Origin of the sequence: Tateyamaria omphalii (assembly GCF_014651375.1) — a bacterium.
Taxonomy (GTDB): Bacteria; Pseudomonadota; Alphaproteobacteria; order Rhodobacterales; family Rhodobacteraceae; genus Tateyamaria; species Tateyamaria omphalii.
Window position 1 is genome coordinate 1 of sequence record NZ_BMWT01000018.1, and the last position, 1,507, is coordinate 1,507.

1 protein-coding gene is annotated in these 1,507 nt (G+C 56.4%); it reads left to right on the forward strand.

Annotated features, from left to right (window positions below):
• The coding region (locus IE087_RS23425) for an amino acid adenylation domain-containing protein (protein WP_189372011.1) at positions 1–1,507 on the forward strand (1,507 nt) is incomplete at both ends.

Below are 1,507 nucleotides of genomic sequence, written 5' to 3' on the forward strand. Positions count from 1 at the left end.
CAAACCCCTCTCGCCCGCCTACATGATCTACACATCCGGATCCACCGGAACTCCAAAGGGGGTAGTAACTTCCCATGGATCTCTGACGGCGCATCTGCAGTGGATGAGGGATCAATACGGTTTCTCCATGTCGGACCGGATCTTGCAGAAAACACCACTCAGTTTTGATGTCTCGGTCTGGGAAGTGTTCCTGCCTTTGGTGGTTGGTGCGGGCCTGGTTGTTGCGCCACCGGGCGCTCACAAAGACCCCATGGCGCTGGCTGCGGTGATTGAGCAAAGCCAAGTGAATTCAATGCACTTTGTCCCTTCGATGCTGCAGGCATTTTTGAACACCCGCGGCCTGCCGCCATGTGCGTCGCTGAGCCGGGTTTTTTGCAGTGGTGAGGCGCTTGCACCGCATCAGCGTGACTTGTTTGGCCAACGTTTCGACTGCAGTCTGTACAATCTCTACGGGCCAACTGAAGCGTCCATCGACGTAACCCACTGGACATGCGAATTCGACGGCCAACCGATCGTACCAATTGGTCGACCGGTCGATAATATGCAGGCCTATGTCCTTGATGAGGGGTTGCGTCCAGTCGCGCCTCAGGCCCGCGGTGAATTATACATCGCGGGTGTCGGTCTGGCACGGGGCTACTGGCACCGCCCGTCTTTGTCAGCAAATAGGTTTGTGGCAAACCCGTTTGGTGCACCCGGCACGCGTATGTACCGCACGGGAGACATAGTACGCTGGCGCGCCGACGGAGCGCTTGAGTATCTTGGACGTGAAGACCATCAGATAAAAGTGCGTGGGTTCCGGGTGGAACCGGGCGAGATTGAAGCTGCCCTGATCGACAGTAACGACATTGCCGAAGCTGTCGTCATTGGTTCGGGCGAGGACATTACAGATACCATTCTGGTGGGTTATGTTGTGTGCAATCCCGGTTGCGATCCGGAACCGCGGCATATTCAGCAAGTCCTGGGCCGGAAGCTTCCCGGTTTCATGGTCCCGAGCGCCATTGTCAAAATGGATGCATTTCCGCTGACACCGAACGGTAAGCTTGATCGCCGAAGCCTGCCAGAGCCAAGCTATGACGTTCAAGCGCCGAGCCATATCAGGTCAGGCCGAGAGCAAGAGCTGGCTACGCTGTTCTGCCAAGTTCTCGACCTCGAGTATATTGGGTCGGACGACAACTTCTTTGATGTCGGCGGGCACTCGTTGCTGGCGGTCAAACTGACGGGGCGCATTCGCACGCATTTTGATGTTGATCTGAGTATTGCCGACTTGTTTGCGCATCCGACTGTCGCACAGTTGCTGCCATTGATCACAAAGGGTTGCGGTGTGTCCCGCATAGCCTTGCACGCCCGTCATCAGGGCGACAGGGCGAGGACGTCTTCCGCTCAGGACCGTCTTTGGTTTTTGTTTAGGGCTGAGGGACCGACGGCGTTGTACAACATGCCTTTGGTGCTTGAGCTTCTGGGCGTTTTGGATGCTTCAGCTTTGTCGTCCGCGTTTCTGGATGTGCTT